We start from the raw sequence: 14,257 nt of genomic DNA on the forward strand, positions 1-14,257 counted from the left end.
GTATGCGTGGCGCTGATCTTATTGCTCAAAAACTGCATCAGGCTGGCAGCCGGTATGCCTTTGGTATTCCGGGCGGTGAAGTGCTGGCTCTTATGGATGCGCTGAACCTTGCAGGCCTGAACTTCACGCTGGTGAAGCACGAAAACGCAGGTGGCTTTATGGCTGAGGGGGCGTGGCATGGCCTTGCCCGCCAAGGCACTGATGCTCCAGTTGTTTTGCTGGCAACACTCGGGCCGGGTGTGACCAACGCGGTCAACGTGATTGCCAATGCCTTTCAGGATCGGGTTCCGCTGATTTTTATGACCGGCTGCGTGGACGGTGCAGAAGCAGAAACCTACACCCATCAGGTGATGGACCACCAGCAGCTGCTGCGGCCAATTGTGAAGGCCAGCTTCAAAGCAGCCCCGGGGGCGTTGAATGCCATGATGGATAAGGCGATTTCCATTGCCATGTCCGGTCAGCCGGGACCTGTACATATTGATGTGCCGATCTCGGTAGCAGAAAGCGAGTGCACGGAAACGCAGAAAGTCCCGAATTATGGCATTCGTGCGGATCAGGTGCCGTCTGGCGAAGTGCTGGAGCAGGCGCGCGCGCTGCTGGGTTCGGCTCAGCGCCCCATCGCGATTGCCGGTGTTGATGCGGTGAATGCGAATGCTGGCCGAGAGGTCGAGGATTTTTGCGAGGCCTACCAGATTCCGCTGATTACCAGCTACAAGGGCAAGGGGCTTATCTCTGAGTGGCATCGGCTCTCACTTGGCGGTGCAGGCTTGTCGCCCAAGGCTGACCAGAGCCTGATGCCTTTGCTGGCCGATGCGGATTTGATTGTGTTGATTGGGTATGACCCAATTGAGATGCGTGTGAACTGGCGCAACCCGTGGAGCATCAAGACCTCTGTGATTGAGCTGACGCCTGTTCTACGCAGCCACGGCATGCATCATGTGAGCCACACATTGGAAGGCGATATCAAGCCGACGCTGCTTTCTCTGATGCCGGAGGAGGAAGCGGGCATTGTGTCGGATGAGAGCGAATGGCTTCGAGATCGGATCACACCTGCCAGAGATAGTCTGATGGCTGACTTTGCAGCTGAGGAAAGTGGTTGGGGGCCGGCGACTGTGTTCCGAACCCTTCGTGATGTGCTGCCGGATGCAACGGTGGCCACCGCTGACAGTGGAGCGCATCGCATTCTGGTCAGTCAGATTTGGGAGTGCGTGTCGCCTCGTACCATGTTGCAGAGTTCCGCGCTTTGTACAATGGCATGTGCGCTGCCGCTTGGCATCGGACATAAGATGGCGAAGCCGGAGGATCCGGTTGTTGTGTTCGTGGGAGATGCCGGTTTGGAGATGGGACTTGGCGATCTGGCAGTTCTGCGCGACATGCAGGTGCCGTTCATTGTCTGCGTGTTGGTGGATGAAAGTTTGGCTCTGATTGAGCTGAAGCAGCGCGCCAACCAGAACCCTAATCTGGGCGTTGATTTCTCTGCTACGAACTTTCCAGCACTCGCTGATGCTTATGGTGGTCATGGTGTTTGGGTGGATGATGCCGCGTCTCTGGAGCGTGAAGCGGCAGCAGCGCTGGAGCGTGATACCTTTACCATTCTGGCCTGCCGCATTGACCGGCGGGCCTACGACGGCAAGCTCTAAGAGCGGGATAATTGATCGTGCCTCAGGTATTGCCTGTGGCACGATCGGCAATGCGCTGGAAGACCACGTCCAGTTCTTCGCTTAACGAGATCAAATCCACTGAGGCCGCATCACGATACGGCTGGAAGACGAAGCTTGGTGTCTTCCAGGACAGCGTTGCTGTACCGTTTGTGTCTTCCGTCAGATAGAAGCGGATGGGCGCTTCGATGCCTGCCTGAACGCTGGACGCCAGCATGCGTCTTGCAAAATCATTGCGGAACACGCCGATCACGTAGTTTCCGGGAATTTCAAAGCCATTGGCTTTCGCACCACGAGACGCACTCGCCATGCTGACGAGCAGCATATCTTCGTCACGAATGACTTGCTTCAGAGACTCCAGCAGCTCATCGATTGTTTTCGTGGTTTCGATGACACGCCAGCCGTTGCGCGGAAGGACTTTGCCCTCCTGCGCCTGCTCTGCGGTGATTTGGGCCTGAGATGGGTAAAACGCGGCCATCACGAACATGAGCGTTCCAACAAAACCGAACATCCCCGTCAGAAATTTCATAGTTCATTCCTTCTCTTAATGAGAGGAGTTTAAGAGCGGGAGTTGAACAGCCTGTTGCGTATGCTCTCTTATTTTTAATTGGGATTTTAGTTGTTCCGTAGGTGGATTGCTATTTTACGTTGATTGGCGCCGGGTCCATACCGATCACATATCGGAGGCGGGTTCCAAACATGGAACCGGCAAAGGCAAAAACAAGCCAGAGCCAACCATGAATCGAGCCGGAGGTTATTCCCCCGAGATAAGCGCCGATGTTGCATCCGTAGGCAAGGCGCGCGCCGTAGCCGAGTAGTAGGCCCCCAACGACCGCGGTTCCAGCATCTCTGAGGCTGATCTTCTTAATTGGGTTGAACCGACCCGCCAGCCCTGCGGCGATCAAAGCGCCCAGCAGGATTCCGAAGTTCATCACGGAGGTGGCATCGGCGAAGACCGATCTTTGGATCGCACCGACCTGCCATTGCCAGTAAGGCCAAGTCTCTACCGGGATACCAAGGGCGGAAAAAAACTTTGCGCCCCACAGGGCGAAGCCAGAGGTCACGCCCCATGGGCGCTGCAAAACAACGAACGTAAGAACGCAAACCAACGCCAATACCAACGCACCCAGAACATAGCCCCATTCGCCCTGCCAAAAGGAGGTTGTCCTGCGGGATTTCTCCAGCTCACCCCATTGTTTTTTCTCGAGAAACACCGAACATATGGCAAGAGCGAGGAGTGGGAGAAGTGTGATGAGCAGTGCCGGGACCACCCCAAAATCGCGCAGGAGCGAAAACGCTGGTAATTGAGGAAGAGAATTCCAGTAAGGAAGGTGGGCTGTTGCGATTACACTGCCCAGAATGAAGAAAGCAAGCGTGATAACCATACGCGAGGAACCGCCTCCAACGGTGAACAGGGTTCCGGAGCCGCACCCGCCACCCAGCTGCATGCCGATACCAAACATGAACGCACCGACGGCGGCTCCCACTCCAAATGGAAACACAAAGCCTCCGGTACGCAAACCGATGCTGGATCCGTATTGCAGGAGAGGAAAACTTATCAAGCAAACCAATGCGATAAGCAAGAATTGGGCACGCAGCCCCTGCCCTCTTCGCTGAGTGACAACGCGGCGCCAAGCAGCGGTAAATCCGAAGCTGGTGTGGTATAGTGCGGCGCCTGCCAGACCTCCGATCAGGGCGCCTACGGAAACACGCCATCCGTTATTTTCAAGCCCGAGCAATGCCACGCCCGCCAGTACAAGCAGCGCTCCACCAACGATTACTACCTGTGGAGCTGGAAGCTGTTGATCACTTGTTCTTTGTTGATAGCTACGCGTATCCGCCATGAATTCGCCACGTACTTGGTCTTTGTTGCAGACAGGAGATTACACCGTTCAGGCTTGCAGGAGTGTCAAGAAACGGTGAACACAACCCTAATCTACAAACAGAAAGCAGCCTAGGAACTACGAAGTACAATAATAAAGAGTGTTAATATATAAAATTTTACTTATAAATACCAATAATAGTAGTAGTATTTTATGAATAAAATTCTTCCTATTATGCGCCTATTCTTAAAAACAAGAACATTGTTTTCTATTTATTCATGAGGTTGAACTATATTTTCTACATAGGCAAAGCTTGCTGATATTAAACACCTTTTTGTGTGTTGAACGTCATCGCCAGTTTTGAAAGGGTTCTGTGCAACAGATTTCCAGGCAGACCTGTATCGTTCGTAGCGTAGTGCGTACCCAATAGCTTTTTTCGGGAGAAAATACGTTGTGCACGAGTTACCGGTCGCCGTAACCACGGGTCGCATCCATGCGCATTGATGACCAGTTTGAATACGCGGTAACGCTCTCCGACAAGAGCGCAATAGAACACTGGAACAACACTGTTCTTGCGTTCCTCGCACACAGTGCGGCAACGCCTGAGCATCTTGCGAAGACACTGGAAGCCGACCCTGATTTTGCTCTTGGCCAAGCGGCACGCGGCCTGTTCTGCCTTCTGCTGGGCAGACGAGAAATGACTGCAACTGCATTTGAAGCCTACGTTGTCGCAAACAAATGCCGCAAAAATCATCAGATTACAGGCCGCGAGGAAACCGTCATTGAGGCGCTAAACGACTGGCTACAGGGTTTTCCTGGCAAAGCTGCGGATCGCCTTGATGATGTGCTTTTGAAGTATCCACGAGATGCATTCATCCTGAAGCTCATCCACGCTATCCGTTTTGTTCTCGGACAGCCTTCGCGCATGCGGTCTTCCATTGAGGGCGTGCTTTCCTCTTACGAAGAGGATCATGTGGCGAAGGGATATGTGCACGGCTGCTACTCCTTCGCTCTGGAAGAGAGCGGAGACTTTGAGAGGGCCGAGCGGATCGGCAGAGAAGCCGTTGCCCTTCAACAAGATGATGCCTGGGGCTTGCATGCGGTTGCGCACGTGCTGGACATGACAGGCAAGGCCGAGGAAGGCATCAGATGGCTTGATGACCAGCCGCAAGCCTGGGAACACTGCAACAACTTTGGCTACCATGTCTGGTGGCATCTGGCGCTGCTACATCTGGACCGTGGCAATGTGGAGCGCGTTTTCGAGCTTTACGACCAGAAATTCCGCAAGGACCACACGGACGACTACCGCGATGTTTCCAATGCGGCTTCGATGCTGGTGCGCCTTGAGCTTGAGGGCTTCAAGGTTGGAAACCGCTGGGAGGAGTTGGCGAGCATCAGTGAGAAGCATATTGAAGACTCCTGCAATGTTTTCGCAGACTTGCACTACATGCTAGCGCTGCTTGGCGACAATCGCCGTCAGGCCTCTGATCGCCTGCTGGCGCGTATGAGGACCTTTGGGGAAGAAGACAGCAACGAGATGGGCCATGTGACCAAGGTTGCCGGTTCACCCACAGCCTCTGGTCTGATGCAATTCAAGAATGGAAATTTCTTCAGCGCTTATCATCACCTTGCAGAAGCCCGCCCATTGCTACGTACTGTTGGTGGCAGTCATGCGCAACGGGATGTATTTGAGAGGCTGACGATCGAAGCTGCTTTGCGCGCAGGCCTGTGCCAGGAAGCGAAGCGGATGATTGACGAGCGCACGCGCTTGAGAGGCGGGCCAGACACATATGGCGAAACCCGCATGGCTCAGGCAAACCGCATGATGGAAGCCACAAACCTCATGCAAAGTGACCACCTACGATTTCGTACAGGATAAACTGAGGTCCGGCTTCGTGGGATTTCGAAGCAGGGTTTCATCAACTATAGTTTCAGAGATACCGTGAACACACAAGACACATCGGCGCCCCCCATGAAACCGGCCAGCCGCCCAAGAGATCCTCGCCTCGATTTTTTTCGAGGCATCGCGATGTTTATCATCTTCATAGCGCACCTGCCGGGCAACCAGTGGACGCTTTGGATTCCTGCACGATTTGGGTTTTCTGATTCCACCGAGATCTTTGTGTTCTGTTCTGGAATGGCCTCAGCAATCGCGTTTGGGCGCGTGTTTGAATTGCATGGGCTTGCTATGGGGAGCGCGCGCGTTCTTTATCGTGTCTGGCAAGTTTATTGGGCTCATATTGGGCTGTTCCTAGCTGTTGCAGGTTTGCTAGCCTTCGTGAATGACAGTGGTTGGGTAGATTATGATTACGTGGGGAGGCTAAACCTGTGGCCTTTCTTCGCGAACCCTTTGTTGCAGTTACCGGGCCTTCTGACGCTCACCTACGTACCAAACCTGTTTGACATTCTACCGATGTATCTGGTGATCCTGGCGATGATGCCGCTTATGATGATTGCCTATTACAAGGTTGGGCGAGGTGCTGTTGCAGCCCTTATCCTGACATTCTGGTTGCTTGCGACGTTTCGACTGGTCGACCTTCCCGCAGAACCCTGGTCTGATCGCCGCTGGTTCTTTAACCCGTTTGCATGGCAACTGTTGTTCTTTACGGGCTTTGCATTCATCAAAGGCTGGATCCCGGCACCTCCGATCAAGAAACGTTTGATGTTCCTTAGTGCTGCGATCATCATTCTGACCGTTCCATTCGCTTATCATGGTATTCTCAACGAAGTGCCGGAATTGCGGGCAATCGCCGACGAGATCCGCTTACTGACCGCGAAAACCGAGATGGGTATTCTGCGTTTCATCCACTTCCTTGCTCTTGCCTATGTGGCATGGGTGGCTGTAGGTGTCAGTGGCCAACGCCTGCTTGTAGGTGGTATTCGTGGTAAGATCATACGCACCATTAAGAAGGTCGGCCAGCAATCTCTTGCTGTGTTCCTGGCCAGCATTTTTCTTGGTCAGGCGCTCGCCATTCTCCGCAATGAGCTGGGTTTGAGCGGTACGGTTGCCGGGGATGCATTGGCGAACCTACTTGGCTTCGCTGGTTTGATTGCGGTTGCCTACCTCGTTGGGTGGTTCAAGAGTGAGCCTTGGAGAAAGCTAAAGCAAGAGCCTGCTTCCTAGTCTTTCCTGACACAACAGACACCTTAAAATACAAAAGCCGATTGCGCATTTGAACATCCCGCAATCGGCTTTTTTTGTTCGGTAGCCTGAAGCGCTTGCGCCTGCAGGTGTGTCGTTACTCGAAATCAGCTAATCGCTTTGCCCTTGCTGTTTCCATAGCCACTCTGCGTTGCGCACTATCGAGAGTTTCCAGTTCCTGTGGCACATCAATTTCTTCGGGCAATGCCCAGAGCCCGGAATGTTTGAAGTATCTCCCCAGCGTTGGCTTCGATGTGATCATCGCAAAAGGGATTGCCAGCAATGGTCCGAGAATAACCGGAATAAGAAGCCATGTGCTCGAGAGCGAATATCCTGTCATCCAGAAAGCGCTACAGAGACCAAAGAGCGTCTGAGGCCAGAATTTTTGAACAGCCACTTGCAAAGGAATACCATGCGGCTGTCTTTCTTGCCCACCCCAGTAGGGCCTTCTACCTGCGAACAATTGCACAATAAAAATGGTATGCGCGATCGCCATAATGGGTGCGAGCAAAATGGCATAGATCAACTCAAAGAATGCGCTGAGGGCGACCTTTGAGAACCCGCCGTAGCTGCGGCGTTCCTTACTGGATGTTAGTATATGAAACTGTGTCACCAGCTTGGGCGCAAAGATCATGGTTATGATCACAATGAACAGGATACTTCCGTAGAACGGGTCAAACGGTGCCACTCCCGACGCAGAGAGTGAGCCAGTCAAAATGGCCATCACTATAAAGAGGAGCCATGCAGGAGAGCTGGCAAACATAAGAATTGCAAGAAACAGCTGAAGACGGCCCAGCCGGTTCACGTTCGGAGCGTCGAGCAATTTGCTGTATTGCAGGTTTCCGTGACACCAGCGTAGGTCTCTGCGAATAAACTCAATCAGGTGGGGCGGGTTTTCTTCATAACTGCCGTCTTCCACCGGCCAGACACGGACCTCATAGCCGGCACTTGTCATCATGGTTGCTTCAACCTGATCGTGGCTGAGAATTGGTCCACTCAGAGCGTCCTTTCCCGGCAAGGGCGACAGCAGGCAGTGTTTGATGAAAGGCTCTATACGAAAGATAGCGTTGTGGCCCCAGTACGGACCGGCAGGTCCTTGCCACCACGCGGCCCCCAGCGTGAAGGAGCGCATGCCCAGACGCATGCCCCACTGGAAGACACGGGCAAAGAACGAACTGGTGGAAAGGCCCGGCATTAGGGTCTGCAAGATCCCCAAACGAGGATTTGCATTCATCTTGCTTACAAGATTGCACAGGGCTTCTGCCGACAGGAAGCTGTCTGCATCCAATGTGATCGCATAGTCATGGTGATCACCCCAGTTGCGGCAGAAGTCTTCGATATTGCCTGCTTTGAAGCCCACATTGTGCTCACGCCTGCGGTAGTGCACGTCAATCCGTTTTTCCCAGCGGGCCTTAAGCGCCGTGAAACCCTGCATTTCCTCGTGTATGTGCACAGGCTCGCTGCTGTCGCTCAAGATGTACAGCGAGAAGCCATTGAGCTTGTCCAGACGGTCCAGTTCCTGAAGCATTGCTTCCAGTTTGGCAGCAACTTGTGGGAAATCTTCATTTCGGACACATGAGAGCAAAGCTGTTTGCTTGTCCTTGAAGGGGGGGCTGCGGTCGAACGTTTCCAGAGGTGTGCCTGCGTAAACATGACCTACGGGGTCTTCCGAGAATTTCAACAATAGCAAGCCAATGAACGCATGCCAAAAGCCAATGACAAGCAGCGGCAAGGTGACCAGAAATGCAAGAAACATCACGAGTTTTGAGATTGTAAAGCCAGTGGTGAACAACGTCAGAAGCATCAAGGTTATGAGCACTGCAAGGGATACGAGAACCAGGGCCCCGAAAAACAGCCTACGCCAGTATAAGCGCTGATTTTCCTCATACTTATCAATGATGTTGGTAGAGAGCAGCAGACCAACAAGACTGGTACGAGCATTCTCTTCAGGAACCGGGGTTTGTTCAGTCATGTACTACCCAAATTATGATTATTTTTTATGGCACCTACATTTCTGCTAGTTTCCTTTGTTCACGTTTCCTTGGAGTATACTTGTGAAAACTAAGCGATCGGGGGAGCGCGTTTTTTGTCTGAAATAGCCAGAGCGCTTTGGTACACTGCGCCTCAAACCATTGAAATAAGAGAGGAAAAGCTCTCTAAATCAACTGGTAACCGTGTTTACTTAAAGACCCACGCTTCAGCGGTTAGCCGAGGCACCGAAGCGATCATCTTTCGTGGTGATGTGCCGGTGAGTGAGCGCGCGCGGATGCTGGCTCCATTTCAGGAAGGAACGTTTCCTTTTCCCGTCAAATACGGTTATGCAAATGTTTCTGAAGTGATTGAAACAACAGCAGATTTAGAGGCGGGGCAGCGGGTATTTTCTCTCTTTCCCCATCAGTGTAGCTTTCTGCTCCCAGCCGATGCGCTCTATCCAATTCCCGCAGATTTGCCCAGTACCCGCGCCACACTGGCCGCCAATATGGAGACGGCTCTGAACATCGTTTGGGACGCAGGTGTTTTGCCCTGTGCTCGTATTGCGGTGGTTGGTGCAGGGACCGTTGGCGCGCTTGTTGGCTACCTATGCGCGCGCACGCCCGGCGTTCAGGTGACGCTTGTTGACGTTAATCCCAAACGGCAGGACATCACGGATGCGCTTTCCTGCGCGTTCGCACTGCCGGAAGATGCTCCGAGAAATCAGGATGTTGTGGTGCATTGCAGTGCTTCGGAAGCCGGGCTGAACACGGCACTCCGAGTTGCTGGAAAGGAAGCCAGAATTGTGGAGGCGTCCTGGTTTGGCTCACAAGCCTCCGGTCTTTATCTAGGCGGTGGATTTCACAGCCAGCGACTGAGCCTCGTCTCCTCTCAGGTTGGTCAGGTTGCCCCAGTTATGAGGCCGCGCTGGACGCATCGCAGGCGGATGGAGGCGGCCATTTCCCTGCTTCAAGACGACGTGCTTGATATCTTGCTTGCAGCTCCCATCGAGTTTGAAGACGCTCCACAAAGCTTGGGGGATGTTCTTTCAGGCAAGAGGGACACCCTTTGCCAACCCATTGTCTACTCTTAGTTTTGCAAGGATTTTGAGATGTATTCAGTTGAGATCAGCAATCATATTATGGTTGCGCACAGCTTGAAGGGAGAGGTTTTTGGTCCAGCCTCGCAGCTTCACGGACTTACTGCACACGTGCACGTCGCTATTTTTGCCGAAGAGCTGGATGAGAACGGAATTGTCATCGACATTGGCAATGCGCTTGAGGTTCTTGGCGAAATCCTGCAGCCTCTCAATTACAAAAACCTTGATGACCTGCCTCAGTTCAGGGGCCACAACACCACCGTCGATTTTCTTTGCAGCTACATTTACCAGCGCGTGTGCGATGCGGCTTATCTGCATAAACTTGGCCGCGAGCCGCGCGAACTGAGCAAGGTGCGGGTAACGATTACGGAAAACCCAATTGCGCGGGCTTCTTATGAGGCACCGCTCACAGCATCCGAGGCTCATGAATAACTTGCATCCTTCAATCGAACAGACCGCAACAACTATGGGAAAGTCCTGCTACTTCATGTTCCCAGGAGACCTGAACACTCCGACGGGGGGCTACCGATATGACCGTGAGATCATTCGGGGGCTGCAAAAGAACGGGTGGAATATTTCGCTCATTGCGCTTGAAGGAGACTATCCCGCCCCATCGGAAGCGGACAAACTGTTGGCACTTGAGGCACTTGGCGAGGTCGGAGAGCGGGCGCTGGTCATAGTGGACGGTTTGGCGCTGGGGGTGTTGCCCGAGTTGGCGAAAGAGATCACTGAGTACTGCAGCCTGATTGCTTTGGTGCATCACCCGCTGTTTCTGGAAAGTGGCATTGATCCAAAACTCGCAAAAGCCCTGCGAGCCTCTGAGACTGACGCTCTACAACATGCAGAGCATGTGATTGTGACCAGCCCTTCGACACAGAAGGCACTTGTCTCCCAAATGAAGGTGCCAGCTGACAAGATCAGTGTTGTTTTACCGGGTATTGAGCGTCCGGATGTTTCAGAGGTCGCGCGTTCCTCGCGGAGGCCGGATGCTGCCACTCGGTTGTTGTGTGTCGGCTCGCTTGTTCCACGCAAGGGGCAGCTGGATCTGGTGGAGGCTTTGGGACAGCTGAAGCACCTTGACTGGCATCTGGATATGATTGGCGAGACCCGTTTCGATCTGGAGTATGCTCAGCAGGTGCGAGGGCAGATTGAGCGTCATGATCTTGGGAAGCGTATCCAGGTTCGCGGGGGTATTCCAAAAGCTGAACTCTCGGATTTCTACCAGTCTGCAGACATTTTTGTGCTGCCGACTTACTACGAAGGCTACGGAATGGCTTTTGCCGAGGCCATGAGTTATGGCCTTCCGATCATTGCAAGCGGCGATGGTGCGGTGACTTCAACAGTTCCGCCAACGGCGGGTTTTCACGTGAGAGCGGGAGATCCTATTGCTCTTGGCAAGGCCATTGAAACACTGCTGACCCGTGATGACTTGCGGTCCAAACTGGCCGAGGGTGCCCTTTCCGCAGCGCGGGCCTTGCCGAACTGGAGCGATAGCGCGAAAGCGTTTTCTTGCACATTGGAGGCGCACCGTTGAGTGAATTTTCCTCAGAATGGCTCTTCCTTCGACGCAAAGCTGACCGGCGCGCACGTAATCAGGACATCATGAAGATGTTCTGTGACTGGCTGGTGGAGCATGCACCTGAAGACGGGCCACTCCGCCTTATCGATGTTGCTGCGGGGACAGGGTCTTTTCTACAAGATCTGGCCGAACATATTGGGCCGAACAGAGAGCAGGTTTGGGTGCTGATCGACAATGACCCAGAGCTTTTGCGAGTTGCCAAGGCGGCTCCCCGCCCCTTCCCTGACACCCGGACCAAGACGGTTGTTTGCGATCTGACCGACACGGGGGCGCTGGATATTCTTGAGGGGCATCACGGGGTGGTTACGTCGGCCTTTCTCGACCTTGTCAGCGCAAACTGGTTGGACAGTTTTGTTGCTCGCATGCGGCAGCTGCAGCTCCCGTTTCTGGCCGGGTTGTCTTATAACGGCATCTTGTTCAGCGAGCCTCACCACCCGACAGACCGGCTTATACAACGCGCCTTCAATCAACATCAGGCAAGCGATAAGGGGTTTGGCTCTGCACTGGGACCGCTTGGTGGATTTCATGCCCACGAGCGCCTACTCAAGGCGGGTTATACCTGCTTCACCGGCCGCTCAGACTGGGTGTGCGCGCCAGAAGACCGTGCTCTGCAGCTGGAACTGCTTAATGCATGGGCTGAGGCTGCGCGCGAGGTCGGGGTGCCCGTTGCAATTGTGGATGATTGGCTGGCGTTCCGCTTAGATGCGGTTGATCAGGGGACCTCGCAGCTGCAAGTCGGGCATCTGGATATTGTTGGCCTTCCACCTCTTTGAGGCCATGCCAACCCACTGGTTTGCCGGAGGTCTTTACAGACCAACCTTGTTCAAGATCAGTGCTTGTGTGAGCATAAACAGACGTGGGCAGCGGATTTTTTGCTCGTCGTAAAGCTTGCGAAGATCAGCGAATGAAAGCTCTACAACTTCGATATCTTCATCTTCATCCAGATTACGGCCATCGATATTCTGGCCACCAGCGGTGTATTCAGCCAGGAAGAGGTGCGCGCGTTCTGCCAGACGTGCTGGATTGATGAAAACGTTGGCAACTTTGGAGAGGTTCGTTAGTTCGCAGCCCAACTCTTCCTGCGCTTCGCGCTTGCATGCCTCTTCGATCGACAGATCGCTGATCTCAATGCCACCTGCACAAGCTTCCAGAATGATTTCTTCCTCGGTGATGTAGGGCGCAACACGGAGCTGTTTGACGAGCAAAACAGTCTTTGCCTGAGGATCGAACGCCAGCACGGCAATGGAATCGCCGTAAACCCAGACTGGATCTGTGGTGACGTGCGCTCGCCCGTCATCATGAACGACACGCACCTGAACCTCTTCGATTTGACCTTTAGCTTCGAGGAGGGTGGTACGTCTGATGAGCTCTGGCATGCGTGTGTCCTTATTCGGAAATACACGCAAGTTTATAAAAGCACTTTCTATCGAAAGGAATTGCTTTTGCACCTTCTGCAAGGATTAGTTTCTCAGACTTAAGTCCGCGAGCATGTCAACGCCGAGCGGGTGCCAGATGACATCAGGGCGGATAGCCTGTGCCAGATAATCAATGGTTGGCAACTGCAGTCCGCGCGGGCCGGATCCGATGATCAGTGGTGCGATCATGAGATGCAGGCGATCGATCATCTTTAGCTCGATAAAGCGCGACAGGGTCCACGCTCCGCCTTCCACAAGAATGCAGCGAAACTCCCGCAATGCATGGCGAATATCAGCGCAAGACAACCTGCCTTTTGCATCCGGCTGCAGCTGAACACATTCGACACCTTCGGGATAGCGTGCATGGGCGTCGTTGCGGGTGATGACAATCCGGCGGGCACTGGCGTCTTGCAGTAGGGTACTGTCTTTTGGCAGCCGACCATAAGGGTCAATAACGACACGCGCGGGGTGATGTCCGTTCACGTGTCTGACCGTTAGTTGAGGGTTGTCAGCGACAGCAGTCCCAACCCCAACCACAACTGCATCACACAGAGCCCGAAGTCGATGCAGGTGGATCAGCGCTTCAGAGCAACTTACGTAGTTGGAGTCTCCGGTTACGGTGGCGATGCGGCCATCAACTGATTGGCCAAGCTGGCCGACGACAAATTGCTTTTCCGCCATGCAAAGAGGTGCGAACACACTGCCATAGCCCTGAAGATCTGGTGCGCGCCTCTCATGAGAGGCGGTCAAGACTTCCTGCCATTCATCTTTAGACAATATGCCAGAAGGCTGGGTTGATGGCTGTTCGCAGATTAGCTGAGAGCCCTTCGATTTTTCGTCCAAATGTGCTGGCATTGTATGGCCCCTATCCATCAGCCCCCCTTGTTTTACCGAGTTCACAGCCCACATCACCTAAGGTAAGTCTAGTGGTAACGAACCTTGATTAATCTGTCGATCAGGAGATTGCAGGGGCTCTTCACGAACCTTCGTAAGCGTCAGGAGAAACGAGTATGAGCGAGCAAGTTGCCGGATACTCCGCAATGTCGAAGACCTATCACTGGCTGGTCGTCATTTTGGTTTTCACAACAGTTCCAATCGGCATAACCATGGCAACGATCGGGCCTGGAGACCTCCAGAATACATTATACTTTTATCACGAGAGTATCGGTGTTCTGATCTTCGTACTTGTTGTATTACGTCTGATCCAGCGCTGGATAACCCCTCCTCCTCCGGTGCCAGCCTCACTTCCAGCAGGGCTACGCATTCTCTCGGCGACAGTTCATTGGGCGCTCTATCTGTTTTTGATCGTGAATCCGCTTATCGGCTGGTACGGTGTGTCTCTCTTTGGCGCACAGGTGCCATTTTTTGACTTCTTTAATCTTCCGAGCATTGCCGCACAGGACCAGACTGCTGCGAACAATGTTCTGCTTTTGCACGCCGCTATCGGCCTCTTCATTACGTTCCTGGTTCTGCTCCACATCTGTGGGGCATTTTATCACTGGCTCATAAGAAAAGACGGGATTTTTGATCGCATGACAACTGCGCCTTATCAACGCTCTGAAGACTAAGC

The 14,257-nt window shown here is 53.4% G+C and carries 13 protein-coding genes; 8 read left to right on the forward strand and 5 right to left on the reverse strand.

The genetic code is table 11. From position 1 onward, the window contains the following. The first annotated feature begins 2 nt into the window (after positions 1-2). Positions 3-1,640 carry a thiamine pyrophosphate-binding protein gene (locus IE076_RS04895; protein WP_189435675.1) on the forward strand — a complete coding sequence of 546 codons (1,638 nt, stop codon included), beginning with the start codon at positions 3-5 and terminating at the stop codon, positions 1,638-1,640. A 22-nt stretch (positions 1,641-1,662) separates the two neighbouring features. On the opposite strand, the gene IE076_RS04900 is transcribed toward IE076_RS04895, so the two are convergent. Continuing rightward, the gene (locus IE076_RS04900) at positions 1,663-2,187 is read right to left on the reverse strand and encodes a DUF302 domain-containing protein (RefSeq protein WP_189435676.1); all 525 of its coding nucleotides are present in this window, start codon (positions 2,185-2,187) and stop codon (positions 1,663-1,665) included. A 109-nt stretch (positions 2,188-2,296) separates the two neighbouring features. Then, positions 2,297-3,502 carry a YeeE/YedE family protein gene (locus IE076_RS04905; RefSeq protein WP_189435677.1) on the reverse strand — a complete coding sequence of 402 codons (1,206 nt, stop codon included), beginning with the start codon at positions 3,500-3,502 and terminating at the stop codon, positions 2,297-2,299. Positions 3,503-3,974: 472 nt separating this feature from the next. On the opposite strand from IE076_RS04905, the gene IE076_RS04910 reads away from it, so the two are divergent. Together IE076_RS04910 and IE076_RS04915 are read left to right on the forward strand one after the other, a co-directional pair. Beyond that, complete coding sequence (locus tag IE076_RS04910; RefSeq protein WP_189435678.1) at positions 3,975-5,360, forward strand: tetratricopeptide repeat protein; 1,386 nt, start codon at positions 3,975-3,977, stop codon at positions 5,358-5,360. Positions 5,361-5,453: 93 nt separating this feature from the next. Beyond that, positions 5,454-6,605 (forward strand): OpgC family protein, encoded by a 1,152-nt coding sequence (locus IE076_RS04915; RefSeq protein ID WP_189435679.1) that lies wholly within the window; start codon positions 5,454-5,456, stop codon positions 6,603-6,605. A gap of 115 nt (positions 6,606-6,720) precedes the next feature. Here the strand turns inward: IE076_RS04915 and mdoH are convergent, their stop codons facing one another. Next, complete coding sequence (gene mdoH / locus IE076_RS04920) at positions 6,721-8,595, reverse strand: glucans biosynthesis glucosyltransferase MdoH (protein ID WP_189435680.1); 1,875 nt, start codon at positions 8,593-8,595, stop codon at positions 6,721-6,723. Between the two features lie 114 nt (positions 8,596-8,709). On the opposite strand from mdoH, the gene IE076_RS04925 reads away from it, so the two are divergent. Genes IE076_RS04925 through IE076_RS04940 form a run of 4 tightly spaced genes read left to right on the forward strand, consistent with a single transcriptional unit; the run spans position 8,710 to position 12,045 of the window. After that, the gene (locus tag IE076_RS04925) at positions 8,710-9,687 is read left to right on the forward strand and encodes a zinc-dependent alcohol dehydrogenase (RefSeq protein WP_189435681.1); all 978 of its coding nucleotides are present in this window, start codon (positions 8,710-8,712) and stop codon (positions 9,685-9,687) included. Positions 9,688-9,705: 18 nt separating this feature from the next. Then, positions 9,706-10,125: a 6-pyruvoyl trahydropterin synthase family protein gene (locus IE076_RS04930; RefSeq protein WP_189435682.1), complete on the forward strand. Its 420-nt coding sequence runs from the start codon at positions 9,706-9,708 to the stop codon at positions 10,123-10,125. Continuing rightward, positions 10,118-11,227: a glycosyltransferase family 4 protein gene (locus IE076_RS04935; protein ID WP_209008872.1), complete on the forward strand. Its 1,110-nt coding sequence runs from the start codon at positions 10,118-10,120 to the stop codon at positions 11,225-11,227. The genes IE076_RS04930 and IE076_RS04935 overlap by 8 nt, the downstream gene beginning before the upstream one ends. Beyond that, entirely contained in the window at positions 11,224-12,045 is an 822-nt protein-coding gene (locus IE076_RS04940) for a class I SAM-dependent methyltransferase (RefSeq protein WP_189435683.1), read from the forward strand. The genes IE076_RS04935 and IE076_RS04940 overlap by 4 nt, the downstream gene beginning before the upstream one ends. Before the next feature lie 33 nt (positions 12,046-12,078). On the opposite strand, the gene IE076_RS04945 is transcribed toward IE076_RS04940, so the two are convergent. Together IE076_RS04945 and IE076_RS04950 are read right to left on the reverse strand one after the other, a co-directional pair. Beyond that, entirely contained in the window at positions 12,079-12,648 is a 570-nt protein-coding gene (locus tag IE076_RS04945; RefSeq protein WP_189435684.1) for an NUDIX domain-containing protein, read from the reverse strand. Positions 12,649-12,732: 84 nt separating this feature from the next. Beyond that, positions 12,733-13,542, reverse strand: a complete 810-nt coding sequence (locus tag IE076_RS04950) for a RibD family protein (protein ID WP_244649609.1) — start codon at positions 13,540-13,542, stop codon at positions 12,733-12,735. Positions 13,543-13,697: 155 nt separating this feature from the next. Between IE076_RS04950 and IE076_RS04955 the strand changes: the two genes are divergently transcribed. Further along, positions 13,698-14,255, forward strand: coding sequence for a cytochrome b (locus IE076_RS04955; protein WP_189435686.1), 558 nt, complete (start codon positions 13,698-13,700; stop codon positions 14,253-14,255). The last annotated feature ends 2 nt before the right edge of the window (positions 14,256-14,257 follow it).

The sequence above is a fragment of the Pseudovibrio japonicus genome, from assembly GCF_014651595.1.
GTDB lineage: Bacteria > Pseudomonadota > Alphaproteobacteria > Rhizobiales > Stappiaceae > Pseudovibrio > Pseudovibrio japonicus.